We start from the raw sequence: 26,071 nt of genomic DNA on the forward strand, positions 1-26,071 counted from the left end.
CCGCGGCATTTAACAATGCAGACGGTTCTGTCACACACCAAGGAAACAGCCATGGGATTGCTCGATTCGGTACTCGGTCAAGTGCTCGGAGGCGCTGCGCAACAGCAGCAACCGCAAGGCGGCGGATTGGGCGATCTGGGAGGCCTGGCCGGCGCGCTGGGCGGCCTGCTCGCCAACAACGGCGGGCAGGGCGGCCTGGGCGGTCTGGTCTCGAAGTTCGAGCAGGCCGGCATGGGCGACGTCATCGGCTCGTGGATCGGCAAGGGAGAAAACCAGCCGGTCTCGGGCGACCAGCTGCAGAACGCGCTGGGCAGCGACACCATCGCCAGCATCGCGTCCAAGCTCGGCATCAATGCGCAAACGCTGCTGCCGATGCTCGCCACCATGCTGCCGGCGCTCATCGACCAGCTCACGCCGCACGGCAAGGTCCCCGACCAGGGGCTGGGCAACCACGACGACCTGCTGGGTTCGCTCAGCGGTCTGCTGCAAGGCAAGCAGTCCTGAACTGACGGACTGCGTTCTCCAGGATTCCGGCGCCCGCGAGGGCGCTTTTTTTTGGTCCGTGCGTGTTGGCCGACAATCCCGCTGGCATCAATGGAGAGCAATGGCATGGCGGGCAGTCGCAAGTCGAAAGAAGAAGGTCTGGACGCGCAGCCCGATGGCACCGTGCGGTGGTCCAAGGGCATGCGCGAAGCGCTCGCACAGTTCAACGACCGGCCCTGCGGCCAGTGCGGCGGCTCGCTGTTGGACGAACGCAGCCTGGCCGACAGCCTCGACTTCTTTCGCCGCCACCGTTCCAGCTTCTATCCGCCGCGCGTCGCACGGCTGCGCATGCTCGACATGCACGGCGCCGCGGCAGCCGAGCTGTTCTTCGAGCCGTCCCCGCACAAGGAAGCCGTCACCGACCTGCTGGCCATCCATGACCCGGCCGTGGTGCGCTTCTTCGTGGCCCAGGTCAAGCAGATCGACTGCAAGAACGCCCTCGTCAAGCAGGCTGCCCGCTGGCCGCTGTTCGTGCTGCGCGAGCTGCTGTCGGCGAACCCGGCGCGACACCAGGCCGGCGCCGCGTTGATCCTGGAGTTGCTGGCCGCGAACCCCGAGTGGCAGCAACCGCTGGAGGCCTCCTGCGACGACAGCCAGCGCAAGACGCTCGCGCGCCTGCAGGAAGACAGCTCCGCCGGCGTGACCGATGCCACCCCCGACGCCTGGCCCGCGCTGCTGCGGCGCCCGCCCTGGAAGAACCGGCAGGCGCTGCCCGTCATCCCGACGCTGGCGCTGCAGCCACTGACGCCAACGGCGCTGCTGCACTGGAGCAATCTGCCGCCGCCGCAGTACCTGCAGGCCACGGGCGAATCGTCCGACTGGCTGACCCGCGAGCTCCGCGTCTCGCGCGAACGCGCCGACCAGTGGATGGACGAATTCGCGCGCAACCAGCCCAACGCACCCGCAGAGATCCGCGAGGGCGGCAAGGTGCACAAGGCCCTGTGGATGCTGGGCCTGCGCCCCGAGCTCATCGAGGCTGTCGCGGCAAACGGCCGTGAGATCGGGCCGGAAGACTTCGGCGAACCTCCGGCCACCCACTGGAGCGTCGCCGAATACATCTGGCACCTGCCCGAGCCGCTGGCCATCGCAGTGTTCACGCTCGGGCCCGCGCCCGAGCTCTACATGGGCGATGTCTCGCGCATGCGCCCCATCCTCCATGCATTCGGCGCGGCCGCGCTGCCGGGACTGCCGCGCTTCCTCAAGCAGGGCTCGCGCGCGATGTTCGAGCTGGCATCGGTCATCGAATGGGACCCGCTCGCCGGCTGGATCGCCAAGGGCTTCCACACTAATCGCTGGGTCCGGCGCGAAGCGGGCGAGTGGCTTGCGCGTTACCCGGATGCGGCTGCGCGCGGCCTCGTTCCCATCGCGCTGGGCGAACCCGGCCCGGCGCACGAGGCGGCGCAAGCCGCGCTGCGCTGGCTGCACGATGCCGGCCACGCCGATGCGGTACGCCGGCAGGCGCTCGCCTATGGCGCCGAAGCCGCCGATGCGGTGGCGCAGCTTCTGGCCATCGCCCCCGAAGAGTTGCTGCCCGACAGCCTGCCCGTGGTGCCGAAGACCCTGCCGCTGGCGTCACTGCCCCGCCTGCTCCTCAAGCAAGGCGGGCTCGCGCTGCCGCAAGACGTGGTGCCCGACGTGCTGATGGCGATGATGCTCGGCAAGCCCGACGCGCCCTATCCGGGGCTCGCCCCGCTGCTGGACGCGCTCACTCCCGATTCCCTCGCGCGCTTCGGCCGCGCGCTGCTGGCCTGGTGGATCGGCAACGGCCGCCCGGCCAAGGAGCGCTGGATGTTCGCTTTGCAGGGCCGTCTCGGCGACGGCGAAACCGCGCGCCAGCTCTACGGCCTGCTGCGCCAGTGGCGCGCCGCGCTCGACCGCGTGCGGGCCTACGACGCGATGGTGATGCTCGGCGAGATCGGCAGCGACGCCGCCCTGATGCACCTGGCCGAACTCGCGCGCCAGACCCGCCACGACGACCTGCGCACCCGCGCCGACCGCATGCTCGGCGAAGTGGCCGAGCAGCGCGGCCTCAGCCTCGACCAGCTGGCCGACCGCACCGTGCCTGACCTCGGCCTCGACACCCGCGCGCGCCTGACGCTCGACTTCGGCCCGCGCAGCTTCGAGGTGCGCATGGACGACAACTTCCAGCCCGTGGTGCACGACGCCAGGGGCAAGGCCCTCAAGACGCTGCCCAAGCCGGGCGCGAACGACGACGCCGGCAAGGCCGCCGCCTCGACCACGCAGCTGAAGGAGCTGCGCAAGCTGGCAAAGACCGTCGCCACCACGCAGATCAAGCGACTGGAAGCCGCGATGTGCACGCAGCGCCGATGGGGCCCCGACGAGTTCATGCCCTTCTTCGCCAACCACCCCGTGCTGCGGGTCTTCAGCCGGCCGCTGGTCTGGGGCTTGTTCGACGCATCGGACAAGCTCGAAGGCACCTTCCGCGTCAGCGCCGAAGGCGAACTGGCCAACCTGCAGGACGACGCGGTGAAGCTGCCCGAGTCCGCGCGCATCGGCCTGCCGCATCCGCTGGAAATCACGGCACTCGACCCGTCGCTGGCGACCGCATGGGCCGCCGTGCTGGCCGACTACGAAATCGTGCAGCCCTTCGAGCAGCTGATGCGCCCGGCCTTCGTGCTCGACGAGGCGCTGCGCACCCGCCGCGAACTCCCGCACTGGAGCGGCCGCGCCGTGTCGAACGCCGCCCTCATGGGCCTGGAAACGCGCGGCTGGCAGCGCGAGGTGGGTGACGGCGGCATGGTCAACAGCTTCAACAAGGCCGTGCCCGGCGGACGCCGCATCTGCCTGCAGCTGGAGGAAGGCTGGTTCGTGCAGGACAGCCCCGACGGCAAGGAGCTGCAGACCGTGCGCGCGGTGGCACTCGACGGCACCGAAGGCACGCTGGGCGAGCTGCCGCCGATCGTCTTCAGCGAAATCGAGCGCGACCTGCAGCGCGCGATCCGGGAGACGGCGCCATGAACCGCAACCTCTGGCTGCTCGCCATCTGCCAGGGCCTGCTCCTGACGAACAACGTGACCTTCATCGCCATCAACGGGCTGGTGGGGCTGGCCATCGCGCCGCACGGCTGGATGGCGACGCTGCCGGTGATGAGCTACGTGGTGGGCGGCGCGCTCAGCACCGGGCTGGTGGCGCGCACGCAGCAGCGCTTCGGCCGGCGCGGCTCGTTCCAGATCGGGCTGGCGGTGGCGGTGGCATCGTCGCTGCTGTGCTGCTTCGCGGCGGTCACGAAGAACTTCTGGCTGCTGTGCTTCGCCACGGTGGTCGCGGGCTACTACAACGCCAACGCGGGGCTCTACCGCTTCGCCGCTGCCGAGCTGGCGGCGCCGGCCTGGCGCGAGAAGGCGGTGTCGATGGTGATGGCGGGCGGGCTGATTGGCGCGGTCGCCGGGCCGAACCTCGCCACCGCCACACGCGAAGCCTTTGCGGTGCCGTTTGCGGGCGCCTACGTTGCGCTGGCCCTGGTGGCGCTGCTGTCGATGGCAGTGATGCGCTTCATCGAATTCCCGGCCGCGCCCACGCGCAAGGAGGCCGCAGGCGGGCGCCCGCTGGCCGAGATCATGCGGCAGCCGGTGTTCATCGTGGCCGCCGCCGCGGGCGCGCTTGGCTACGGCGTTATGAACCTGCTGATGGCCGCGACGCCCATCGCGATGCAGATCTGCAGCCTGCCGTTTTCCGATGCCGCGCTGGTGCTCGAATGGCACGTGATCGGCATGTTCGCGCCGGGCTTCTTCACCGGGCACCTGATCCGCCGCTTCGGGGCGCTGCCAGTGATGGGCGTGGGGCTGGTGCTCAACCTCGGCTGCATCGCCATCGCGCTCTCGGGCGTGGAGCTGCATCACTTCATCGTCGCGTTGTTCCTGCTGGGCGTGGGCTGGAATTTCCTGTTCACCGGCAGCACCACGCTCTCGCTCACGGCCTACACCGCCGAGGAGCGCGACCGCGCGCAGGGCGCGCTCAACTTCTGCGTGTTCGCGACGCTGGCGCTGACCTCGTTCGCCTCGGGCGTGCTGGTGACCACGCAGGGCTGGCGGCTGCTGAACTTCGGTTCGCTGGTGCCGGTGGTGCTGACTGGCGCGGCGCTGATCTGGCTGGCGCGCGTGCGCGCCGTCAGGCCAGCGGCGGAAAGCGCCGGTTGAGCCAGCTTTGCAGGGCCGCGAAGACCGCGTCGGCTTCGAGTTCGTTGAAGATCTCGTGGTACAGCGTGTCGAAGCAGTGCGCCTCGACCTTGCCGCTTGATGCCGTCGCCGCAGCGAATGCGCGGCTGGCAGCGGGCACCACGAGGCGATCGTCGCCCGCGTAGAGAAGCAGCGTCGGCACGGGCCAGTTCGCAGCCCGCTGCTGCACCGTCACGCCCTCGTACGCCAGGAAGCGCGCGAGCCGGCCGCCGATGCGGTCGTGCGTGAGCGGATCGTCGCGGTAGGCCTGCACCACTGCTGGGTCATGCGAGAGGTAGTTGTCGTCGAGGCCGTTGCCCACGCGCAGGTTCGGCGCAATGCGCGGCAGCACCGCGAGCAGCGCCTTCTGGAAACCGCTCAGGCCCGGATCGAGCCCCGGCGAGGAAAGCACCAGCCCATCGACCTGCCGCACGCCACGCGCCACCAGGCTCGCGGCGACCAGTCCGCCGAGGCTGTGCCCCAGCAGCACCAGCGGCAGGCCGGGGTTCTCGCGGCGCGCATCGTCGATGACCAGCGCGAGGTCGTCGACCAACCGCAGTTCGCTCGGCAGGCCGCCGCGCGCACCGGTCGATTCGCCGTGCCCGAAGTGGTCGTGCGCCCACACGGCGAAGTTCCATTCGTGCAGGCATTCCGCGAGTGCGTGATAGCGGCCCGCATGCTCGCCGAGCCCATGGACCACCACGATCACGGCGCGCGCCGGGCCGGGCGCCGGCAGCCGGCGCAGGGCGAGCGTCTCGCCGTCCGGGGTCGACAGCGAAACGCGCTGCGGCAAAGGCAGCGCCTCGCTCAAGCGGCCACCGGCTCCGATGTGGCCGCGCGATGCGCTGCCGGCAATGCGGCGATCACTTCGGCCACGGCCGCGGTGAGCTTCTTGGCGTAGGGCACGTGCAGGAACTCATTGGGGCCGTGCGCGTTGCTCTTCGGGCCGAGCACGCCGCAGACCATCATCTGCGCCTTCGGGAAACCGGCGCTGAGCATGTTCATCAGCGGAATGGTGCCGCCCTGGCCGATGTAGCCGCACGACGCACCGAAGTGCGCCTGCGAGGCCTTGTTGAGCGCGTCCTCGAACCACGGCGTGATGGTGGGTGCGTTCCAGCCGGTGGCGCCGCCGTTGCTCTCGAAGGTCACGCGGGCCTGGTAGGGCGCGTTGTCTTCGAGCAGCGTCTTGAGGTTCTGCACCGCCTCGGCCGCATCGACCAGTGGAGGCAGGCGCAGAGACAGCTTGAAGGCGGTGTACGGGCGCAGCACGTTGCCCGCGTCCTTCAGTGCCGGAAAGCCTTCGGCGCCGGTCACCGACAGCGTGGGCTTCCAGGTGCGGTTGAGCAGGGCCTCGACCGGATCGGTGGTGGTCGGCAGCGCGAACATGGTCGAGCCGCCGCAATCGTAGTGCGCCCACGGAAAGCGCTTGTAGACCTCTTCGCCGAGGATCGCGGCGGTGGCCCTGGCCTGCGTCAGCCGGTCGGCCGGCACTTCGCAGTGGAAGCTCGCGGGCAGCAAGCGGCCGGTGGCGCTGTCTTCGAGGCGGTCGAGCACCTGCCGCATGATGCGGAAGCTCGAGGGCACGAGGCCCGATGCATCGCCGGAGTGGATGCCTTCGGTCAGCACTTCCACCTTGAGCGTGCCGCTGGCCATGCCGCGCAGCGAGGTGGTGAGCCACAGCTGGTCGTAGTTGCCGGCGCCGGAGTCGAGGCAGATCACCAGTTCGACATTGCCCAGGCGCGGACGCAGCGCGTCGACGTAGGGCAGCAGGTCGTAGGAGCCGCTTTCCTCGCAGGTCTCGATCAGGCCGACGATGCGCGGGTGCGCCGCGCCCTGGCTCTTGAGCGCCTGCAGCGCGGCGATGCTGGCGTACACCGCGTAGCCGTCGTCGGCACCGCCGCGGCCGTAGAGCAGGCCGTTCTCGTACTTGGGCGTCCACGGGCCGAGGTCGTTGCGCCAGCCGGTGAACTCGGGCTGCTTGTCGAGGTGGCCGTACATCAGCACGGTCTCGCCCATGTCGGTGCCGGTGGCCGGCACTTCGAAGAACAGCACCGGCGTGCGGCCTTCGAGGCGCACGATCTCCAGCTTCAGGCCCTCGACCTTCTGTGCCTCGACCCAGGCGGCGGCGTTGCGCAGCACGGTCTCGAGGTAGCCGTTGGCCGACCAGTCCTTGTCGAAGCCGGGCGACTTGGCCGGGATGCCGATGTAGTTGGTGAGTTGCTTGAGGATGTCGCCGTCCCATTGGGCGGTGACGTCGGACAGGGCGCGCTCGGCGTCGAGCGTGCCGGCGGGCATTTCGCGGTGCAGGGGGGCGTTCATCGGTGGGTTCTCCGCGGGTGACGAAAAGGCGCATTTTGCGCCTTGAGGCGACCGCGCGTAGAGTGCGGGCGATCTCAACCCGGAGGGCCATGTGAGCAAGGCAAACATCAAGGTGGGCATAGGCGGCTGGACCTACGAACCCTGGCGCGACAACTTCTATCCCAAGGGGCTCGCGCACGCGAAGGAGTTGAACTACGCGAGCCGCAAGGTCAGCGCCATCGAGATCAACGGCACCTACTACAGCACCTTCAAGCCCGAGACCTTCAGGAAGTGGCACGACGACACGCCGGCCGACTTCATGTTCTCGCTCAAGGCCTCGCGCTTCGCGACCAACCGCAAGCTGCTGTCAGGCGCGGGCGATTCGATCAAGCGCTTCATCGACAGCGGCGTGGCCGAGCTCGGCGACAAGCTCGGGCCGATCGTGTGGCAGTTCATGCCGACCAAGCAGTTCGATGCGGAAGACTTCGAGGCTTTTCTCGCGCTGCTGCCGAAGAAGGAGGGCAGCCGCGCGCTGCGGCACGTGATGGACGTGCGGCACGAGAGCTTCATGGTGCCCGCCTACAAGGCACTCGCGAAGAAGCACAAGGTGTCGACGGTGTTCACCGACGCCGACAAGTTTCCGTCCTTCGAGGAGCCCGAAGGCGATTTCGCCTATGCGCGGCTCATGATGGCCGACGCAAAGCTCAAGACCGGCTACGCGCCGAAGGCGCTGGACACCTGGGCCGAGCGCGCGCAGGGCTGGGCCGTGTCGCCGAAGAAGCGCGACGTGTTTGTCTACTTCATCAATGGCGCCAAAGAAAAGGCACCGGCCGCGGCCGGTGCCTTGCTGGAGCGCTTTGGGTGGACCCCGCCGAAAGCTTGACGGGCTTCAGGCTGCGGAGTGCAGCGACGGCTTGGCGCCGAAGCTGATTTCGCCGGAAAGCTGGCCGCCTTCCTCGATCACGATCTTGCCGTAGCGGATCTTGCCGGTGACCTTGCCGGTCGAGTGGATCACGAGCTTTTCGCGCACCGTGAGGCTGCCGTCGAATACGCCGCGGATTTCGGCGATGTCGATTTCGGCCGAGCCCTTGAACTCGCCCTGTTCGGCGATCTGCATCAGGCGCGAGTCCATGGTGGCCTCGACGAGGCCTTCGACCACGAGCGTGTCGCAGTCGGTGATCTCCACGCCCTTGAGCTTGATGTTCGGGCCGACGGTGAGCTTGCTGCCGCCTTCCTTGGCGGCGGCAGATGCTGTAGCAGCAGCGGCGTTCAGTCCGCCTTGCTGTGCGGTCAGCGACGAGGGATTGACGGGGGTTCCGGAGAGATTGGTGCCCGAACCGACGAGCGGCGCGGGGCGGGATGTCAACGAGTCGGTGTCACGATCACGCTTGCCGAAGAAGGGGGACTGTGTAGCCAAAGGGGAGCTCCTCAAGAAAGGGACTATCGTAAGAACGCACTCATGGCCTGCGGCACTTCATTGCGCAAGAAGCGTAACTGAATAAATCGACTGTGGACATGACAATGCGGCGTCATGAGCCTTCCGAACTCCGAAACTCCTTCCACAGCGCAGGCCACGCACCCCTCGCGCGCCATTTCGTCGGCCACCGACTCGCGCTTCGACAAGCCCGCGCACGGCTGGCGGCGTACGCTGTTCACGGTGATCTTCGAGGCCGACACGCGCGCGGGCCTGATGTTCGACCTGGCGCTGATCGCGGTGATCGTGACCAGCGTGCTGGTGGTGATCCTCGACAGCGTGCAGTCGATCCGCGAGCAGTGGCGGCCGCTGTTCAATGCGCTCGAATGGGTGTTCACCATTCTCTTCACGCTGGAGTACATCGCTCGGCTGTGCTGCGTGAACAAGCCGCTGCGCTATGCGCTGAGCTTCTACGGCGTGATCGACCTGCTTGCGCTGCTGCCGACTTTTCTGGTGGCCTTTGCGCCCGAGATGGCGTACCTGATCGACGTGCGGGTGCTGCGCCTGTTGCGCGTGTTCCGTATCTTCAAACTATCGCGCTACTCGGTGGAGTACCGCGCGCTGGTGTCTGCCGTGGCGTCGAGCCGGCGCAAGATCACGGTGTTCGTCGGCTTCGTGATGCTGGTGGTGCTGGTGATGGGCACGCTGATGTACGTGGTCGAGGGGCCGGTGCATGGCTTCACGAGCATTCCGGTGGCAATTTACTGGGCCATCTCGACGATGGCCACGGTGGGCTTCGGCGACCTCGTGCCAAAGACCGACCTGGGCCGTGCGATCGCCTCGGTGATGATGCTGCTGGGCTGGGGCGTGCTCGCGGTGCCGACCGGCATCGTGACCGCGGAGATGGCGCGGCGCGGGCCCGACGACGAGCCGGTGCCGGTGGCGCCGCGCGGCATTCTCGCGATGACTGCGCCCGCGCCTGCGGTGCCTTCGAAGCGCGTTACGCCTTCGGCCAGACGACGCGCCCTTGCGCAGCATCGTCGAGACGGGCGATGAAAGCGTCGGCATCGGGCTCGGGGAGCGAGAAGGCGAAGGCCACGTCGTCGCCGTGCTGCACATCGTCGAGCACCGCGCCGGCAGCGGCGAGTTCGCGCCGCACGAGTCCTTCGAGCGCATAGGGCACCGAGCAACCGAGGCTGCGCTGGCGCACCAGCGGCACGAGCGTGGCGCCGAGCAGGGCCTGCGCGACCGCGTCGGTGTAGGCCCGCACGAGGCCGCCCGCGCCCAGCTTCACGCCACCGAAGTAGCGCACCACGGTCGCGAGCGCGCCTTCGACCTGCTGGTGGCGCAGCACCTCCAGCATCGGACGGCCGGCCGTGCCGCCGGGTTCACCGTCGTCGTTCGCGGCCGACTGGCCGCCGGCCATCAAGGCCCAGCAGACGTGCGCGGCCGCGGGGTGTTCGGCGCGCAGCGAGGCGACCACGGCCAGCGCGGCCGAACGGTCGGCCACCGGCTGCACGCAGCCGATGAAGCGGCTCTTCTTGATGAGCAGCTCGCTGTGGACCGGCTGTGCAAGCGTGAAGCTCATCCGGTGGTGCGCTCCAAAGGGTTCAGCCGCCGCCGCGCTCGAACTTGAAGACCGCCGTGCTGGCGCGCGCGTTGGGCAGCCAGCGCACGTCGCGCCCGTCCTGCAGGCCGAAGGCGTCGAGCACGCGCAGGTTGTTCTTGCCGGCCAGCACCTCGAAGTCCTTGAAGGTGCCGACGCGGATGTTGGGCGTGTCGTACCACTGGTAGGGCAGGCGGCGCGTCACCGGCATGCGGCCGCGCGCCACGCTCAGGCGGTTGGGCCAGTGCGCGAAATTGGGAAAGGCGACGACGCCGATGCGGCCGACGCGCGCGGTCTCGCGCAACATCACTTCGGCATTGCGCAGGTGCTGGAGCGTGTCGATCTGCAGCACCACGTCGAAGGAAGCGTCGTCGAACATCGCCAGGCCTTCGTCGAGGTTGAGCTGGATCACGTCGACGCCGCGGCGAATGCACTGCAGCACGTTGCCGTCGGCGATCTCCACGCCGTAGCCGGTGCAGCCGCGTTCGCGCTGCAGCAGGTCGAGCAGGGCGCCGTCGCCGCAGCCGAGGTCGAGCACGCGCGAGCCTTGGGGCACGAGCTCTGCGATCAATCTTTGGTGTTCGAGGTCGCTCATTGGAATTCCTTGGCGACGCGCTCGAAGTACGAGCGAACCACGCCCATGTAGCGCACGTCGTCGAGCAGGAAGGCATCGTGGCCGTGCGGCGCGTCGATCTCGGCGTAGCTCACGTTGCGGCGGTTGTCGAGCAGCGCCTTCACAAGCTCGCGGCTGCGCGCGGGTGAGAAGCGCCAATCGGTCTTGAAGCTCACGAGCAGGAACTTGGCGGTGGCCTGGGCCAGCGCGGTGCTGAGCTTGCCGCCGTGGCTGCGCGCGGGGTCGAAGTAGTCGAGCGCGCGGGTGATCAGCAGGTAGGTGTTGGCGTCGAAGTACTCGCTGAACTTGTCGCCCTGGTAGCGCAGGTAGCTTTCGATCTGGAACTCGACGTCTTGCGTGGAGTAACGGTAGTCGAGCCCCGCCACCTCGCCCTCGACGGCGCTGCGCAGGATGCGGCCGAACTTCTCGTTCATCACGTCGTCGCTGAGGTATGTGATGTGGCCGATCATTCGCGCGATGCGCAGGCCGCGCTTCGGGATCACGCCGTGTTCGTAGAAGTGGCCGCCGTGGAAGTCAGGGTCGGTCACGATGGCGCGGCGCGCGACTTCGTTGAAGGCGATGTTCTCGGCCGTGAGATTGGGCGCGCTGGCCACGACCACGGCGTGGCGCACGCGGCTGGGGTACTGCAGCGTCCACGACAGTGCCTGCATGCCGCCGAGGCTGCCGCCCATGACGGCCGCGAGCGTCTCGATGCCGAGCGCATCTAGCAGCGCGGCCTGCGCGTCGACCCAGTCTTCGACCGTGACCACCGGGAAGTCGGCGCCGTAGACGCGGCCGGTGGCGGAGTTGACGTGCATCGGGCCGGTCGAGCCGAAGCAGGAGCCGAGGTTGTTGACGCCGATCACGAAGAAGCGGTCGGTGTCGACCGGCTTGCCGGGGCCCACCATGTTGTCCCACCAGCCCTCGGAGCGGGCCTGGCCCTGGTAGACGCCCGCCACGTGGTGCGAGGCATTGAGCGCATGGCACACCAGCACGGCGTTGCTGCGCTCGGCGTTCAGGGTGCCGTAGGTTTCGTAGGCGAGCGTGTAGTCGCTGATCGACGCGCCGCTGCGCAGGGCCAGCGGGCCTGCGAACTGCATCGACTGCGAGGTGACGACCAAAGGTGGTGACGACGACATGAATGAAAAAACCCGGCCTCGCCAAAAACGAGCCGGGTCTGCCGCGCCTGTCTTTAGCTGAATTTATAAAGCGCCCGCAAGCTGAAGCAAATCGGCGCAAGAGGCAGTATATCGCCCCGTCGGATTACCAGCCGACGATCATGATGATGCCCAGCACCAGGAAGATCGCGGCCGAGATGCCGTGCACTAGCTTGATCGGCACGCGCCGCACGATCTTCTCGCCGAGCCACACCACCGGCGCGTTGGCCAGCATCATGCCCAGCGTGGTGCCTGCGACCACCCAGAAGTAGTCGTGCGTGAAGCGGGCGGCGAGCATGACGGTGGCGATCTGGGTCTTGTCGCCCATCTCGGCGAGGAAGAACGCGATCACCGTGGTGCCGAAGACGCCGAACTTCGACGCGCCCGGGGCATCGTCGTCGTCGAGCTTGTCTGGAATCAGCATCCAGACGGCCATCGCAATGAACGAGCCGCCCAGGATCCAGCGGAGCACCTCCGGTCCGAGCCAGCGCGTGATGTAGTTGCCGACGGCACCCGCCAGCGCGTGGTTGATGATGGTGGCGGCGAAGATGCCCAGGACGATGGGCCAGGGTTTCCTGAAACGGGCAGCGAGCAGGAGGGCCAGGAGTTGGGTCTTGTCGCCCATTTCGGCGAGCGCAACTACGCCGGTTGCAACGAGAAAAGCTTCCATGATGGATGTGGGGTTCCTTGGGCCGAAGGACGCAATTGACCGTGCAACACCTTCGGCCATATTCCCGAAGTTGCACGGTCAAAGGTCTCGCCAGGTGTGTTAACTGCACGCGCCATGTCCTGTGTGGGGCAGGACAAGTCTGTTGACGCGGGCCCTTCTCGCAAATCGGAAGGCGGCTACTCCCCAATGACGGGGCGAATTCTACATGTAGCGCCAAGGACCTCGCCCAAAAATGCAAGTAGGCACTAGCTTTCCAATAGTTTTGACAGGTGCTACCTCAAGACGCAAATTCCCGCTTGCAATTCGGATATTTCACCCATAATGCACGAGCCTCCCTCTTCATTTTGGTCGGGGGGCAGTTCGGTGATCGGTCAGTTTCGCGCGACTCGACGGCTCTCGTTTGAGTGATGCTTTCGGGACTCCATCGCTTTTCTTGATGTGTTTATAGGAGTCCCTTGATGGGCAACAAACTGTACGTCGGCAACCTGCCTTACTCGGTGCGCGACGGAGATCTCGAACAGGCCTTCGGGCAGTTCGGCGCAGTGACCAGCGCCAAGGTCATGATGGAACGTGACACCGGCCGCTCGAAGGGCTTCGGCTTCGTCGAGATGGGCAGTGACGCGGAAGCACAAGCAGCAATCAACGGCATGAACGGCCAGCCCCTTGGTGGCCGCAGCGTCGTCGTCAACGAAGCACGTCCGATGGAAGCTCGTCCCCCGCGCAGCGGTGGTGGCGGCTACGGCGGCGGCGGTGGTGGTTATGGCGGCGGTGGTGGCGGCGGCTACGGCGGCGGTGGTGGCGGCTACGGTGGTGGCGGCGGTGGCCGCTCCGGCGGTGGCGGCGGCTACGGCGGTGGCGGTGGTGGCCGCAGCGGTGGCGGCGGTGGTGGTGGCGACGGCGGTTTCCGCAGCCCCTACGGCGCCGGCCCCCGTGGCGGTGGCGGCGGTGGCCGCTCCGGCGGTGGTGGTGGCGGCGGCTACGGTGGTGGCGGCAACAGCGGCTACTAAGCCCTGCGCTCCCAGGCGCACAGACAAAAGGCTCCCTCGGGAGCCTTTTTCAATGGGCGATCGCCCGGCGCTTGCTGCTCAGGCTTCGCCGCTTCGCTTCTTGCGTTCGCGCCCTTGCACCGCCCGGTCGAGCACGGCGTTGGGCAGCATGCGCATGATCTTGGCGATCACGCCCATCTGCCAGGGAATCACGCGGTAGCTCGTGCCTGCCTCGATGGCGCGCAGTGCCTGGGCCGCAAAATCTTCCGCCTTCATGAGGAAAGGCATGCCGTACCGGTTGCCCTGCGTAAGCGGCGTGTCGATGTAGCCCGGGCAGAGGGTGACGACCTTGACGCCGCTGTTGAACAGTTCTCCGCGCAGGCTCTCGCAGTACGCCACCACGCCGGCCTTGCTGGCGCAGTACGCGCCGTGCCCTGGCAATCCGCGGATGGACGCCACGCTGCCGATGCCCACCAGTCGCCCGCTGCCGCGCTGCACCATCGCCCGCACGAACGGATGAAAAGTGGCGGCGAGACCGACGTTGTTGGTGGCAAAGGTCTGCGCCAGCACATCGAGGTCGGAGCGCTCGGCGGTGTCGATGCCGACGCTGATGCCGGCATTGGCGATCACCACGTCTGGCAGCCCCTGCTGCGCGATGCAGGCGCTGCCGGCGGCGACGATGCTGTCGGTCTGCGCCACGTCGGCGCTGTAGATCCGGTAGCGGTCTGCGCTCAGTTGCCGGGCATTCGCCCACGCTTCGATCTCCCCCGTGCGCCGGGCGACCAGCGCCAGGCGGTAGCCCGCGTCGTGGAAGCTCGCGGCCAGCGCCTGGCCGATGCCACTCGATGCGCCGGTGATGAAGACAAGCGGGGACGTGGTCATGCAGGAGATGTCTTCTTCAGCGCTTCTTGGCGGGAGCAGGAGCGGCCGGAGCCGCCGACGGAATCAGCACGCCGCGCACCCGGCCATTCAGGTTGGCCACGCCGCTCAGGTTGTCGTAGTCGAGCGTGTCGCCGGTGAACTGGTCGGTGCCGCGAATGAGCGTGACCGGCTTGTTCGACGTGACGCGTTCTGTGTCGACATAAGCATGCAGGAACTCGCCGCGGAACTCGAGGCGCGGCGCAGGCTTGCCGTTCGGCCCCACCGAGGGATCGCGGATGACGATCGCATTGCCGAACAGCTGCACCTCGCTGCCATCGGAGTTCGACAGGCCGCGGTCGGCTGACCCGCGCGTCACCAGCCCCTCGGGCGACACGGTGCGCATGCGCACCTTGTCGATCTCGATGGTGTCGGTGTCGGGATAGTGCCGGCCCTCGACCCCGTGCAATTCGCTGCGCAGGTCGCCATTGGGCAGGAAGTTCTTGATGACGAACTCACGCATGAAGTAATCGGGCTCATGCGTGGGCGCGACCTTGGCCGTGGGCTCCAGCAGCTTGGGCGCGTTGCGCACCAGCCAGTAGGTACCGAGCGCGACGGCGGCCGTGAGGATGATCGGCAGGTAGATCGTGGCGCGGTCGAGGACTTCGCGCACCATGCCCCATGCGCGTTTCACGTTGTTCATGTGGTCGGGCCCCGGGCAGCGTCGAGCATCGCGCGGTATTGGCCGCAGGCCGTGAGCAGCAGGTCGCAGAACTCGCGCGCCGCGCCTTCGCCGCCGCGCGCCTGGGTGACGTAGCGCGCGATGCCGCGCACTTCCGCATGGGCATTGGCCGGTGCCGCCGCGAAGCCGACGCGCATGAGCACCGGCAGGTCGGGCCAGTCGTCGCCGATGGCGGCGGCCTGCGCCCACGTAAAGCCGAGCTGGTCGAGCATGGCCTGTGCGGCGGGCAGCTTGTCTTCGGTGCCGTAGCGCACGTGCTCGATGCCCAGCGCTTCGAGCCGCACGCGCAGCGGCTTGGAGTCGCGCCCGGTAATCACGGCCGGCACGATGCCGGCCTTGCGCAGCAGCTTCAGGCCGTAGCCGTCGAGGATGCTGAAGCGCTTGAGCGTTTCGCCGTGCTCGGTGAAGTACACGCCGCCGTCAGTGAGCACGCCGTCGATGTCGAAGAAAACGATGCGCACGTCCTGCGCGGCGAGCAAGGTCTCGGCCTGGAACTCGAGCGGCATCAGATGACCTTCGCGCGCATCAGGTCGTTGGTGTTGATCGCGCCGACGATCACCCCCGCGCCGTCGATCACGAACAGGCGGGTGATGCCGCATTGCTCCATCAGCTCGGCGGCCTCCACCGCCAGTGCGTCGACGCGGATGGTGCGCGGGTCGCGGTGCATGACGTCGACCGCCTTGGGGCTGCGCAAATCGGCGCCCGCCTCGATCAGCCGGCGCAGGTCGCCGTCGGTGAAGATGCCCGAGGCGCGGCCGTCGGGCTCGATCACCGCGGCGGCGCCGAAGCCCTTGATGCTCATCGCGCGCATCAGCTCGCTGATGTTGGCCGACGGCGGCACGCGCGGCACTTCGTCGCCCGAGCGCATGACGTCGCTCACGTGGGTGAGCAGCTTGCGCCCGAGCGCGCCGCCCGGGTGCGAGCGCGCGAAGTCTTCCGAGCCGAAGCCGCGCGCGTCGAGCAGCGCCACGGCCAGCGCATCGCCCATCGCCATCTGGGCGGTGGTGCTGGCGGTGGGGGCGAGGTTGAGCGGGCAGGCTTCCTTGGACACGCCCGCATCGATCACGATGTCGGCATGGCGGGCGAGGGTGGATTCGGGGCGGCCGGTCATGGCGATCAGGGGCACGCCCTGGCGCTTGACGACCGGCAGGATGACGGTGAGTTCGTCGACCTCGCCGCTGTTGGAAATGGCCAGCACCAGGTCGACCGCCTTGATCATGCCGAGGTCGCCGTGGCTGGCTTCGGCCGGGTGCACGAACATCGCGGGCGTGCCGGTGGAGGCGAGGGTGGCGGCGATCTTGCGGCCGACGTGGCCGCTCTTGCCCATGCCCATCACGACCACGCGGCCGCGCACTTCGAGGATCTTGCGCACCGCATCGACGAAGCTCGGGCCGACGCGGTCTTTCAGACCGGTGACGGCTTCGGCTTCGATGTCGAAGGTGAGGCGTGCCCGAGCGAGGATGGCTTCGGGGTCGACCACTGGGGCCGGAACGGGGCGGGAGCTCATCTGCGGATTTTACGGGCCGGCCGGCACCCGGGATCACATGGCCCGGGGAAGCCCGGGGCACGGACATTGCTCTAGCATCGGCGCCTATGTCTTCGTTCGATCTCACGCTGTTGTATCTCCTGGCCGCGGTGATCGGCGTGGTGGCGTGCCGCTCCCTCAAGCTGCCGCCGATGCTGGGCTATCTGTCGGCTGGCGTGTTGATCGGGCCGCACGCCTTCGCCCTGGCGCAGAACACCGAAGGCATCCAGCACCTGGGCGAATTCGGCGTGGTGTTCCTCATGTTCGTGATCGGGCTGGAGTTCAGCCTGCCGAAGCTGCGCGCGATGCGAAAGCACGTGTTCGGGCTGGGCCTGCTGCAGGTGCTGCTGACGATGTCCATCGCCACGGTCGGAGCGCTGCTGATCGCCCGGCTGCTGCTGCCCCCGACATGGCAACTGGGCTGGCAGACAGCGCTGGCGCTGTCGGGCGCGCTCACCATGAGCAGCACGGCCATCGTGGTCAAGCTGATGGCCGAGCGGCTCGAACTCGAGAGCGAGCACGGCAAGCGCGTGATGGGCGTGCTGCTGTTTCAGGATTTGGCCGTGGTGCCGCTGCTGGTGCTGATTCCCGCATTGGGCGCGCCGCCCGAGGCGCTGGCCAAGGCGCTGGGCCTGGCGCTGCTGAAGGCGAGCTTTTTGATCGGCGTGCTGCTCTACGGCGGCCCGCGCATCATGCGCTGGTGGCTCACGCTGGTGGCGCGGCGGCGCAGCGAAGAGCTCTTCATCCTGAACGTGTTGCTGATAACGCTGGGCCTGGCCTGGCTCACCGAACTGGCCGGCCTGAGTCTGGCGCTGGGCGCGTTCATCGCGGGCATGCTGGTGTCGGAGACCGAATACAAGCACCAGGTCGAGACCGACATCCGCCCCTTCCACGACGTACTGCTGGGGCTGTTCTTCATCACCGTGGGCATGTCGCTCGACTGGCACATCGTGGTCGAGCGCTGGCTGCTGGTGGGCGTGCTGCTGCTGGTGCCGCTGGCGTTCAAGCTGGGGCTGGTAACGGTGCTGGCGCGGGTGCTCGGCGCCACCTCGGGCGTGTCGCTGCGCACCGGCCTCTACCTCGCGCAGGCGGGCGAATTCGGTTTTGTGCTGTTGACGCTGGCGCAGGAACGCAGCCTGCTGCCGCCGTGGCTGGCCAACCCGGTGCTGGCCTCGATGGTGCTGTCGATGCTGGCCACGCCTTTCATCATCATGTACAGCAACGCCATCGTGCGAAAGCTCGTGGCCAGCGATTGGCTGCAGCAGTCGCTGCAGATGACGAGCATCGCGCGCAAGACCATCAACACCGCGCAGCACGTGATCATCTGCGGCTACGGGCGCTGCGGTCAGAACCTGGCGCGCATCCTCGAACGCGAAGGCATCCCGTACATGGCGCTCGACCTCGACCCTGACCGCGTGCGCCAGGCCGCTGCCGCCGGCGACTCGGTGGTGTTCGGCGATGCAGCGCGGCTGCAGGCCCTGATGGCCGCGGGCCTGGCACGCGCCAGCGCGGTGGTCGTCACTTATCTCGACGTGCCGGGCGCGATGAAGGTGCTGGCCAACACGCGCGCCCATGCGCCGCACGTGCCGGTGATCGTGCGCACGCAGGACGACCACGATCTCGAAAAGCTGCAGGCCGCAGGCGCCACAGAGGTGGTGCCCGAGGCCATCGAAGGTTCGCTGATGCTCGCGAGCCATGCGCTGGCGCTGGTCGGCGTGCCGATGCGGCGCGTGATCCGCGTGGTGCAGGACCAGCGCGATGCCCGCTACAACCTGCTGCGCGGCTACTTCCACGGTGCCGACGACGACAACGCAGACGAGATCGACCACGAGCGCCTCAACAGCTTCACCCTCAATGCCGGCGCGCGCGCGGTCGGCCAGACGCTGGAACAGATGGCGCTGCACACGCTGGGCGTGCGCGTCGCCAGCCTGCGCCGCCAAGACGGCCAGCCCCGCGCGCTGGCCGACAACCCGGTGCTGTCGGACGGCGACACGCTGGTGCTGTCCGGCAAGCCCGCCGCGCTGGCCATGGCCGTGGAGCGGCTGCAAAAAGGCTGACGATCCGGCAGCCTTCGCTTCGGTCCCGGCCGATCAGTTGATCAGGCTCGGGTTGCGCTTTTCTTCTTCGAGGCGCTGCTGGCGGCGCACCGCTTCGCACTGCGCATGGGCCTTGAACTCGGGCTTCAGGCACTGGGCCGCCATGCACTGTGCCTTGGCGATGAAATTGCGGTCGCCGCACATGGCCTGAGGCTCGGCAGGGGCGGCAGGTGCTGGCGGCGGAGCGGGAGCGGCGACCGGAGCAGCAGCGGGTTCAGGCGCGTTCGACGGCTGCACGGCGGCGGTCGCCTGCTTACGCGGCTTGGCAACGGGCTTGGGTGCAGGTGCGGCTTCCGCGGCAGGCGGCGTCTCGGCTGGCTCGACGGGCTGGGGGTCCGCCGGCGCCGCGGGCGCTGCAGGCGGTGACGACTCGATCGGCGGCGGCAGCGGCGGGGCCACGGGAGCGGGGGCCTCGACGGCCGGCGCAGCCCCTTCGGCGGCGGCAGGCGCCTTGCGCGTTCCGTAGCCGTACCAGCCCGCGACGATCATCGCCACCGCAACCACCAGCAGGCCGAGCCACAGCAGGATCACGCGCTTGCGCGGCGGCCGTTCGACCGGTACGGACTGCCGGACCTTGGCCCGGCGTCTCTTCTTCATTTCGGGCTTCGAGGCCCAAGTCGACTCCAGCCCCGGCGACGCAGCGGGCGGCGCGGGCGAGCGCGGCAACCCGTCGTCGTGCACCATCAACACGGTCTGTGAGTGTTCGTCGTTCTGCCGCGCGGCGGGCGTCCGGCTGAAGAACGACGAGCGCGCGGGCGGCGGCGGCTCCTCCGGGTCGAACAGCGGCGCCGGAATGGTCGGCGCGCGCAACTGGGCGGGGGCGGTGGTGGCCCATTCGCGTTCGGGGCTCGGCGGCGGCGGAATCCGGTCTCCCGCGGCGGACAGCTTGACGCCGCAACTCCTGCAGAAATTCGCGCCGTCACGGTTTTCCGTGCTGCAGACCGGACAGATCAGGGCCATGGCTTACTTGCTGACTACTCTCTACTCTCGGGGTCCAGAACGGAAACTGGCTTGCTGGTCGACTATCCGGCGGTGGGCGATCGGGGTTTCGTCAGGTCACGGCGACGCGCTTGGAGCGGTGCGCCATGCGCTTGGCGATCACGGCACCGAGCGCCATCGCGATCTCCAGTGCCATGTTGGGCTGGCGGTTCGACATTTCCGCAAAGCGGATCGCCGTGAGCCGCCACACGCGGCCCGCGCCAGTGACCACCACGTTGGCCGAATGCGGCTGCCGCGAGAAGAACGAGCCTTCGCCGACCACCGAGCCGGGCGTGAGCACGGCCAGCCGCATCTGCTCCTTGCTGCTGACACGGTGCACGCTGATGGCGCCGCTCTCGATGAAGAACACCGAGCGGTCGGGCGTGCCCTGCTCGATCAATATGTCACCGACGCCGGCATCGATGGGCTGCAGATAGCCCGCCAGCGTTTCCCACTGCTGGACATTGAACGTCAACGCAAACGCGTCGGTGCTCATGTTCTCCGCGATGGCGCGGCTCAGGTTCTGGATTGACATGTTTCTTCGGCCCCCGATGTGAGCCGAAGTATCCGCGATGGCCGCGAGGTTCGGCTACAACTGTTTACGTTTTTCAGGTCGCCTGTAGTTATTTACCAATGCAGAAGCGCGAAAAGATGACCCCCAGCAGGTCATCCGCGCCGAATTCGCCGGTGATCTCGTTCAGGGCGTTCTGGGCCAGCCGCAGCTCTTCGGCCAGCAGATCGAGCAGCTGGGCCTGTGCCGCCAGGTGGCTGGCGGCCAGCGCCAGGTGCGTTTCGACCCGGGCCAGCGCCTGCACATGGCGCGCCCGCGCGAGGTACACGCCCTCGGGCACGGCCTGCCAGCCGGCCATGGCCAGCAGCTGTTCGCGCAGGGCCTCGATGCCCAGGCCGGTCTTGGCGGACAGGGCGATGCCTTGTTCGGGGTTGGTAGCGGGCGCTGCGTCCTGCTTGTTCCAGACATCGAGCACCGGCACGCTCGCGGGCAGCTTCTGCCGCAGGCCGGCCAGGATCTCCGCATCGGCGGCGGCATAGTCGTCCAGGTGCGCGCGGGTGAGGTCGTGCAGGAACAGCACGGCATCGGCGCTTTCGATCTGGCCCCAGGCGCGCGCCACGCCGATCTGCTCGACCTCGTCGCTACTTTCGCGCAGGCCGGCGGTGTCGGCCACGTGCAGCGGCACGCCGTGGATCTGGATGGTCTGCGAGACCACGTCGCGCGTGGTGCCCGCCACCGCGCTCACGATGGCCAACTCGGCGCCAGCCAGCGCATTGAGCAGCGAGCTCTTGCCCGCGTTGGGCTGGCCCGCGATCACGACCTTGATGCCTTCGCGCAGCAACGCGCCCTGGCGCGCACGCTGCTGCACGGCGGCGAGTTGCGACTGCAGCCTTGCCAGCTGCCCGGTGGCATCGGCCTTCTGCAGGAAGTCGATTTCCTCTTCCGGAAAGTCGAGCGTGGCCTCCACCAGCATGCGCAGGTGGATCAGCGCGTCGCGCAGCGTGTGGATCTCGCGCGAGAACGCGCCCGACAGCGAACGCCCGGCGCTGCGCGCGGCCGCCTCGGTGCTGGCGTCGATCAGGTCGGCAATGGCCTCGGCTTGCGCCAGGTCGATCTTTCCGTTGAGAAATGCCCGCTGGCTGAACTCGCCGGGCTCGGCCACCCGCAGGCCGGGCAGGCGAGGGCGGCCGGTGACGGGGTCGGGCTCGGCCGCGGCTTCGAGGCAGCGCGCCAGCAGCAGCTGCAGCACGACCGCGCCGCCGTGGGCCTGCAGTTCGAGCACGTCCTCGCCGGTGAAAGAGTTCGGCGAAGGGAAGTGAATGGCCAGGCCGTGGTCGACCGGCTCGCCGTCCGCATCGCGGAACGGCAGGTAGGTGGCCTCGCGCGGCTTGAGCACGCGGCCGCAGAGGGCTTCGATCAACGGCGCCAGCTTCGCGCCCGACACCCGCACGATGCCGACCGCCCCGCGCCCCGAGGCTGTGGCGACGGCGACGATGGGATCGGTGGTGCGGGCGAGCATGGGCGGATTCTTTCAGCAAAAAGGGCCGCTGACGCGGCCCTTCGTGGGATGGCTGGGGTGGTGTGCGGCTACTTGGTGCCGAGCACGCCCAGTCGCTTGTTGATGAACCACTGCTGCGCGATCGACAGCACGTTGTTCGTGATCCAGTACAGCACCAGGCCGGCCGGGAAGAAGATGAACATCACGCTGAACGCGAGCGGCATGATCCACATCAGCTTGGCCTGCATCGGATCGGGCGGCGTCGGGTTGAGCCAGGTCTGGAACAGCGAGGTGGCCGTCATCACGACCGGCAGGATGTACCAGGGGTCCGGTGCCGACAGGTCGGTGATCCAGCCGATCCACGGTGCGTGGCGCATTTCGACCGACGACAGCAGCACCCAGTAGAGCGCGATGAACACTGGGATCTGGATCACGATGGGGAAGCAGCCGCCCATCGGATTGACCTTTTCGGTCTTGTAGATCCGCATCATTTCCTGCTGCATTTCCTGCGGCTTGTCCTTCAGCCGCTCGCGCATTTCCATGATCTTCGGATTGATGGCCTTCATCTTGGCCATGCTGGCGTAGGCCTTGGCGTTGAGCCAGTAGAAGGCCGCCTTCAGCAGCACCACCAGCGCGACGATCGACCAGCCCCAGTTGCCCAGGATGCCGTGCAGCTGGTTCAGCAGCCAGTACAGCGGCTTGGAGATGATCGCGAAGATGCCGTAGTCCTTCACCAGGTCCAGGCCGGGGGCGATGGCCTCGAGCTTCTTTTCTTCCTCGGGGCCGGCGAACAGCGCGCTGTTCACGACCTGCGTGGCGCCCGGGGCGATCTTCGGCAGCGTGGCCACCATGGCAACGGTGAAGAGGTTGTCGCCCAGGTCCTTCACGCGGAACTCGCGGCGCAGCTGCTCGCTGGCCGGGTCGCCCTTGAGCAGCCAGGCCGACACGAAGTAATGCTGCACCATCGCGATCCAGCCATCGTTGGCCGGCGGAGGCGGCTCGATCTTGCCCTTGGCGATGTCCTTGAAGTCGAGCTTGTGGAACTTCTTCTCGTTGGTGTACGCGGCCGGACCGGTAAAGGTGTTGGTGCCGAACATCGTGCTGGCGGCCACCGTGCCGTGGCGCAGCAGCTGCATGTAGAGCTGCGCGTCGCGCGGCTGGTCGCTCACGTTGACGACTTCGTGGCGCACGCCGATGGTGTAGTCACCGCGGTGGAACACGTAGGTCTTGATGTACTTCAGGCCGCCGACGGGGGCGCTTTCGAAGCCCACTTCCAGCGTGTTCTGGCCATCGGCCATTTCGCGCGGACCGGCCTTCGGCGTCATCGGCGTCAGGTGGTTGGGGAAGCGCTCACCAGTGTCGACCTGGTTCAGCAGGCCGGTCTGCGCGACGTAGCGCGTGGCAGGCGAGCCGTTTTCGAACAGCACCACGTGCTTGGTGCGGTCGGCTTCGTCGTACTTCAGCAGTTCGAGGTGGTTGACCGTGGCGCCTTCGCTGTCGATCGTTGCCTTGAACAGGTCGGTGGTCACGTTGACCTGCTCGCGCGGCGCGGCCGCGGCGGCTTGCGTGGGCACGGCGCCCGCGTTGCCGCTGGTGCCGGATGCGGTCGGCACGCCGTTGCTGGCTGCAGGTGCGTTGGCTGGGGCAGCGGCCGTGGCGGCCGGCTTGGTCGACGGCAGGAAGGTCGGCTTGTTGCCGTTGAAGACCTGCCATTGGTCCCACAGCAGCACCAGCGAGAACCCAAAAATCACCCACAGTATCGTGCGGCGGATATCGTTCATGACGAAGACTTCTTGTCGGAGGAGAGAAGAGACGAAAACAGCGATCCTGACTTGTCAGTGCGACGCTGAGATTTCGGTGGAACCGGATCGTGGCCGCCCTGGCACCAGGGCTGGCAGCGCGCGATGCGGTGCAGAGTCAGGTAGCTGCCCTTGAGCGCGCCGTGCACCTCGAGCGCCTCGATCGAATACACGGAGCAGGTCGGCGTGAAGCGGCACGACTGGCCGAGCCAGGGGCTCAGCAGCAGGCGGTAGGCCTTCACGAGGCCGATCAGCAGGCGTTTCATGGCGAAGAGGAGGGAGCCGCAGGCGCCGGGGGGGTGCGCGCAGCCCGCGCCAGCAGTTGCTGGAGCTCGGCGCGCACGGCGGCCTTGAGCTTGTCCGAGGTGGCGCTCACGAATTCCTTGCGGTCGAAACCGGCGCGCAGGCGCACCACGTGCGCAGCACGCGGCAAGGCGACGCCGGGAGCGGCACTCACGGCGTAGATCTGACGCTTGATGGCATTGCGCGTGACAGCACGACGCGCCCAGCGCTTGGGCACCATGGCACCCAGCCAGACGTCGTCGGACGCGAACAACGGCTGTGCGCTCGATACGAGATCGAGCGCACAGCGATGCAATGCGAAATGAGCAGTGCGCGCCACGGTGGCACCTGCGAGGACGGCCTGGAATTGCGCGCGGGTCTTGAGCCGCTGCATGGAAGCCGGGCTGTACACGTCATTGCCGGTTGGACCGGAAGCGCCGGCTGCGGGAGCCTGCGCTGACGTGTCGGCTGCTGGCAACGGCAGGTGGTCTGCCGTCAGACGGCCAGGCGCTTGCGGCCCTTGGCGCGGCGTGCGTTGATGACGGCACGGCCGCCGCGGGTCTTCATGCGGACCAGGAAGCCGTGGGTACGGGCGCGGCGGACTTTGGATGCTTGGTATGTGCGTTTCATGATGGTTCCAGATTCCCTGATTTCCGCATGAAAAAACCTGCGGGCGCTGGGGAGCGTGTTTCGGATGGCCCCCGAAAGACGCAATGAGGTTTTCAGGGAAACCCGCAATTATCGCAAACATTGGCCGCCGGAACAATCTTCGAGCAGATTTGCGGGCCTTTCGACATGCCGGCCAGCGTGTGGATAAGGTTTTGACAAGTTAGAATGCCGAGCGCCTTCCAGCAGAGAATATCCACAATACCTATACCAAAAATGCCCGAGGGTCTCATCACTTTTTCAAGCGCCCATGTCGACTGACGGCATCGGCGAAAGCCTGTGGCAGGCCTGCGTCGACCAGCTCGCGCAGGAGCTGTCCGAGCAGCAGTTCAACACCTGGATCAAGCCACTGACAGCGCAGGTCGCCGACGACCTGTCGCGCATGACGGTGTTCGTTGCCAACCGCTTCAAGCTCGACTGGATCCGGGCCCAGTACGCCGGCAAGATCGCAGCCATGGCCGAGAAGATGTACGGCCAGCCGGTTGCCATCGAGTTAGCGCTCGCTCCGCGTGAAGTGCCCGTGCGCTCTGCACCTGTGGCCGTCATGACCGAAACGGACGTGCCGCGCGACGTGGCCGGGCCGGGCGAGGAGCCGGCCGCGGCCGGCTTCAAGAACCGCCTGAATTCCGGCCTCACTTTCGACACCCTGGTCGAGGGCACGGCCAACCGCATGGCGCGCGCCGCGGCCATGCACGTGGCTGGCATGCCTGGCCATCTTTACAACCCGCTTTTCATCTACGGCGGCGTCGGCCTGGGCAAGACCCACCTGATGCACGCTGTGGGTAACCGGCTGCTGGCCGACAAGCCGGATTCCAAAGTTCTCTACATCCACGCCGAGCAATTCGTCTCGGATGTGGTCAAAGCCTATCAGCGCAAGACTTTCGATGAGTTCAAGGAGCGCTACCACTCGCTCGATCTGTTGCTGATCGACGATGTACAGTTCTTCGCCAACAAGGACCGGACGCAGGAAGAATTCTTCAACGCGTTCGAGGCCCTGCTCGCCAAGAAGTCGCACATCGTGATGACCAGCGACACCTATCCGAAGGGGCTGGCGGACATCCACGAGCGCCTGGTTTCGCGCTTCGATTCGGGCCTCACGGTGGCCATCGAGCCGCCCGAGCTTGAAATGCGCGTGGCCATCCTGATCAACAAGGCGCGCGCCGAATCGGCCGAAATGCCGGAAGAAGTGGCCTTCTTCGTCGCCAAGAACGTGCGCTCCAACGTGCGCGAGCTCGAAGGGGCGCTGCGCAAGATCCTGGCGTATTCGCGCTTCAACCAGAAGGAGATCTCGATCGCCCTGGCGCGCGAGGCGCTGCGCGACCTGCTGTCGATCCAGAATCGGCAGATCTCCGTCGAGAATATCCAGAAGACGGTGGCCGACTACTACAAGATCAAAGTCGCCGACATGTACAGCAAGAAACGCCCGGCCAGCATTGCGCGGCCACGGCAGATCGCGATGTACCTGGCCAAGGAGCTCACGCAGAAAAGCCTGCCGGAAATCGGCGAGCTGTTCGGTGGGCGCGACCACACGACGGTGCTGCATGCGGTGCGCAAGATCTCGGGCGAGCGCCAGCAGCTCACCGAGCTCAACCAGCAGCTCCACGTGCTCGAACAGACGCTCAAGGGCTGACCGCCGAATGTCATCAAGGGTGCC

Annotated in this window: 26 protein-coding genes and 1 riboswitch; of the genes, 8 read left to right on the top strand and 18 right to left on the bottom strand. The window is 67.4% G+C overall.

Going from position 1 to position 26,071, the window contains the following annotated elements; all coding sequences use genetic code 11:
* Window positions 1-51 precede the first annotated feature (51 nt).
* The 3 genes from BLW48_RS10910 (at window position 52) to BLW48_RS10920 (ending at window position 4,700) form a co-directional block, all read left to right on the top strand.
* Window positions 52-504, top strand: coding sequence for a YidB family protein (locus BLW48_RS10910; protein ID WP_218132223.1), 453 nt, complete (start codon window positions 52-54; stop codon window positions 502-504).
* 105 nt (window positions 505-609) lie between these two features.
* Window positions 610-3,522, top strand: coding sequence for a DUF4132 domain-containing protein (locus BLW48_RS10915; RefSeq protein ID WP_093174607.1), 2,913 nt, complete (start codon window positions 610-612; stop codon window positions 3,520-3,522).
* On the top strand, window positions 3,519-4,700 hold the full coding sequence (locus BLW48_RS10920; RefSeq protein WP_093174609.1) for an MFS transporter: 1,182 nt from the start codon (window positions 3,519-3,521) through the stop codon (window positions 4,698-4,700). The genes BLW48_RS10915 and BLW48_RS10920 overlap by 4 nt, the downstream gene beginning before the upstream one ends.
* On the opposite strand, the gene BLW48_RS10925 is transcribed toward BLW48_RS10920, so the two are convergent.
* Complete coding sequence (locus BLW48_RS10925; protein WP_093174611.1) at window positions 4,672-5,529, bottom strand: alpha/beta hydrolase; 858 nt, start codon at window positions 5,527-5,529, stop codon at window positions 4,672-4,674. The two genes, BLW48_RS10920 and BLW48_RS10925, sit on opposite strands and share 29 nt — an antisense overlap.
* On the bottom strand, window positions 5,526-7,037 hold the full coding sequence (locus BLW48_RS10930) for a M20 family metallopeptidase (RefSeq protein WP_093174613.1): 1,512 nt from the start codon (window positions 7,035-7,037) through the stop codon (window positions 5,526-5,528). The genes BLW48_RS10925 and BLW48_RS10930 overlap by 4 nt, the downstream gene beginning before the upstream one ends.
* Before the next feature lie 91 nt (window positions 7,038-7,128).
* Here BLW48_RS10930 and BLW48_RS10935 point away from each other — a divergent pair, with 91 nt between their 5' ends.
* The gene (locus BLW48_RS10935) at window positions 7,129-7,899 is read left to right on the top strand and encodes a DUF72 domain-containing protein (protein ID WP_093076426.1); all 771 of its coding nucleotides are present in this window, start codon (window positions 7,129-7,131) and stop codon (window positions 7,897-7,899) included.
* Window positions 7,900-7,905: 6 nt separating this feature from the next.
* On the opposite strand, the gene BLW48_RS10940 is transcribed toward BLW48_RS10935, so the two are convergent.
* Window positions 7,906-8,433: a bactofilin family protein gene (locus BLW48_RS10940; protein ID WP_093055006.1), complete on the bottom strand. Its 528-nt coding sequence runs from the start codon at window positions 8,431-8,433 to the stop codon at window positions 7,906-7,908.
* A gap of 114 nt (window positions 8,434-8,547) precedes the next feature.
* On the opposite strand from BLW48_RS10940, the gene BLW48_RS10945 reads away from it, so the two are divergent.
* Window positions 8,548-9,486: an ion transporter gene (locus BLW48_RS10945; protein ID WP_093174615.1), complete on the top strand. Its 939-nt coding sequence runs from the start codon at window positions 8,548-8,550 to the stop codon at window positions 9,484-9,486.
* On the opposite strand, the gene BLW48_RS10950 is transcribed toward BLW48_RS10945, so the two are convergent.
* From BLW48_RS10950 to BLW48_RS10965, 4 genes are all read right to left on the bottom strand, one after another.
* A complete protein-coding gene (locus BLW48_RS10950; RefSeq protein ID WP_093174617.1) occupies window positions 9,431-10,018 on the bottom strand; it encodes an IMPACT family protein in 588 nt (195 codons plus the stop codon). The genes BLW48_RS10945 and BLW48_RS10950 overlap by 56 nt on opposite strands.
* Before the next feature lie 22 nt (window positions 10,019-10,040).
* Complete coding sequence (metW, locus tag BLW48_RS10955; protein ID WP_093055000.1) at window positions 10,041-10,631, bottom strand: methionine biosynthesis protein MetW; 591 nt, start codon at window positions 10,629-10,631, stop codon at window positions 10,041-10,043.
* Entirely contained in the window at window positions 10,628-11,788 is a 1,161-nt protein-coding gene (locus BLW48_RS10960; RefSeq protein WP_093174619.1) for a homoserine O-succinyltransferase MetX, read from the bottom strand. Before BLW48_RS10960 ends, metW begins: the two co-directional genes overlap by 4 nt.
* A 124-nt stretch (window positions 11,789-11,912) precedes the next feature.
* Window positions 11,913-12,476, bottom strand: coding sequence for a TMEM165/GDT1 family protein (locus BLW48_RS10965; RefSeq protein ID WP_093054996.1), 564 nt, complete (start codon window positions 12,474-12,476; stop codon window positions 11,913-11,915).
* A gap of 11 nt (window positions 12,477-12,487) precedes the next feature.
* Window positions 12,488-12,673: riboswitch (yybP-ykoY riboswitch) on the bottom strand.
* A 261-nt stretch (window positions 12,674-12,934) separates the two neighbouring features.
* Between BLW48_RS10965 and BLW48_RS10970 the strand changes: the two genes are divergently transcribed.
* Window positions 12,935-13,483: an RNA recognition motif domain-containing protein gene (locus BLW48_RS10970; RefSeq protein ID WP_093054994.1), complete on the top strand. Its 549-nt coding sequence runs from the start codon at window positions 12,935-12,937 to the stop codon at window positions 13,481-13,483.
* Window positions 13,484-13,561: 78 nt separating this feature from the next.
* On the opposite strand, the gene BLW48_RS10975 is transcribed toward BLW48_RS10970, so the two are convergent.
* From BLW48_RS10975 to BLW48_RS10990, 4 genes are read right to left on the bottom strand one after another with little or no spacing between them, the layout of a single operon-like run.
* A complete protein-coding gene (locus tag BLW48_RS10975; RefSeq protein WP_093174621.1) occupies window positions 13,562-14,344 on the bottom strand; it encodes an SDR family oxidoreductase in 783 nt (260 codons plus the stop codon).
* A 16-nt stretch (window positions 14,345-14,360) separates the two neighbouring features.
* Window positions 14,361-15,023: an LPS export ABC transporter periplasmic protein LptC gene (lptC, locus tag BLW48_RS10980; protein ID WP_177142316.1), complete on the bottom strand. Its 663-nt coding sequence runs from the start codon at window positions 15,021-15,023 to the stop codon at window positions 14,361-14,363.
* Complete coding sequence (locus tag BLW48_RS10985; protein ID WP_093174623.1) at window positions 15,020-15,568, bottom strand: KdsC family phosphatase; 549 nt, start codon at window positions 15,566-15,568, stop codon at window positions 15,020-15,022. The genes lptC and BLW48_RS10985 overlap by 4 nt, the downstream gene beginning before the upstream one ends.
* Window positions 15,568-16,569 (bottom strand): KpsF/GutQ family sugar-phosphate isomerase, encoded by a 1,002-nt coding sequence (locus BLW48_RS10990; RefSeq protein ID WP_093054988.1) that lies wholly within the window; start codon window positions 16,567-16,569, stop codon window positions 15,568-15,570. The genes BLW48_RS10985 and BLW48_RS10990 overlap by 1 nt, the downstream gene beginning before the upstream one ends.
* Before the next feature lie 86 nt (window positions 16,570-16,655).
* On the opposite strand from BLW48_RS10990, the gene BLW48_RS10995 reads away from it, so the two are divergent.
* The gene (locus BLW48_RS10995) at window positions 16,656-18,644 is read left to right on the top strand and encodes a monovalent cation:proton antiporter family protein (RefSeq protein ID WP_093076438.1); all 1,989 of its coding nucleotides are present in this window, start codon (window positions 16,656-16,658) and stop codon (window positions 18,642-18,644) included.
* Window positions 18,645-18,677: 33 nt separating this feature from the next.
* On the opposite strand, the gene BLW48_RS11000 is transcribed toward BLW48_RS10995, so the two are convergent.
* From BLW48_RS11000 to rpmH, 7 genes are all read right to left on the bottom strand, one after another.
* On the bottom strand, window positions 18,678-19,643 hold the full coding sequence (locus tag BLW48_RS11000; RefSeq protein ID WP_093174625.1) for a zinc ribbon domain-containing protein: 966 nt from the start codon (window positions 19,641-19,643) through the stop codon (window positions 18,678-18,680).
* A 91-nt stretch (window positions 19,644-19,734) separates the two neighbouring features.
* Window positions 19,735-20,196: a Crp/Fnr family transcriptional regulator gene (locus BLW48_RS11005; protein ID WP_093054982.1), complete on the bottom strand. Its 462-nt coding sequence runs from the start codon at window positions 20,194-20,196 to the stop codon at window positions 19,735-19,737.
* Window positions 20,197-20,284: 88 nt separating this feature from the next.
* Window positions 20,285-21,691 carry a tRNA uridine-5-carboxymethylaminomethyl(34) synthesis GTPase MnmE gene (gene mnmE / locus BLW48_RS11010; RefSeq protein ID WP_093174627.1) on the bottom strand — a complete coding sequence of 469 codons (1,407 nt, stop codon included), beginning with the start codon at window positions 21,689-21,691 and terminating at the stop codon, window positions 20,285-20,287.
* Window positions 21,692-21,759: 68 nt separating this feature from the next.
* Entirely contained in the window at window positions 21,760-23,451 is a 1,692-nt protein-coding gene (yidC, locus tag BLW48_RS11015; RefSeq protein WP_093174629.1) for a membrane protein insertase YidC, read from the bottom strand.
* The gene (gene yidD, locus BLW48_RS11020) at window positions 23,448-23,735 is read right to left on the bottom strand and encodes a membrane protein insertion efficiency factor YidD (protein WP_093054976.1); all 288 of its coding nucleotides are present in this window, start codon (window positions 23,733-23,735) and stop codon (window positions 23,448-23,450) included. The genes yidC and yidD overlap by 4 nt, the downstream gene beginning before the upstream one ends.
* Entirely contained in the window at window positions 23,732-24,145 is a 414-nt protein-coding gene (locus BLW48_RS11025) for a ribonuclease P protein component (protein ID WP_093174631.1), read from the bottom strand. Before BLW48_RS11025 ends, yidD begins: the two co-directional genes overlap by 4 nt.
* A gap of 101 nt (window positions 24,146-24,246) precedes the next feature.
* A complete protein-coding gene (gene rpmH / locus BLW48_RS11030; RefSeq protein ID WP_007834827.1) occupies window positions 24,247-24,381 on the bottom strand; it encodes a 50S ribosomal protein L34 in 135 nt (44 codons plus the stop codon).
* Between the two features lie 286 nt (window positions 24,382-24,667).
* Between rpmH and dnaA the strand changes: the two genes are divergently transcribed.
* On the top strand, window positions 24,668-26,047 hold the full coding sequence (dnaA, locus tag BLW48_RS11035) for a chromosomal replication initiator protein DnaA (protein ID WP_019653666.1): 1,380 nt from the start codon (window positions 24,668-24,670) through the stop codon (window positions 26,045-26,047).
* The last annotated feature ends 24 nt before the right edge of the window (window positions 26,048-26,071 follow it).

Source organism: Variovorax sp. YR266, from assembly GCF_900107295.1.
Lineage (GTDB): Bacteria > Pseudomonadota > Gammaproteobacteria > Burkholderiales > Burkholderiaceae_C > Variovorax.